The 283-nt window shown below is 68.2% G+C and carries 1 pseudogene; it reads right to left on the bottom strand.

Annotation, left to right across the window (positions count from 1 at the left end):
- A pseudogene (locus ACP7AJ_RS21620) lies at window positions 1-283 on the bottom strand (hypothetical protein); the annotation flags it as partial.

Below are 283 nucleotides of genomic sequence, written 5' to 3'. Positions count from 1 at the left end.
GGGTCAAGGAACCATTGCCGGTGCCGTAACCCGCGGTATGCACGGTGCCGGTGCTGCCCGTGCTTGTCACGAACGACGACCCGCCGCCGCCGCCAACATTTGCGCGAACTTGCGCCCCGCCACCACCGTAGTAGCCGCCGCCGCCGCCGCCGCCACCGCTAGTGTTATAATTTTGGCTACTAGCATCGCCGCCAACGCCCAGGCCCCCGTTGGCGTTACCGCCCGCCACCTGGCTACCCCCGGTGCCAGCGTAGCCAGGCGGAAAATCCAGGGAGCCCCCATC

Origin of the sequence: Hymenobacter sp. B1770, from assembly GCF_049896385.1 — a bacterium.
Lineage (GTDB): Bacteria > Bacteroidota > Bacteroidia > Cytophagales > Hymenobacteraceae > Hymenobacter.
This window is presented reverse-complemented; position numbering and strand designations above follow the sequence as displayed.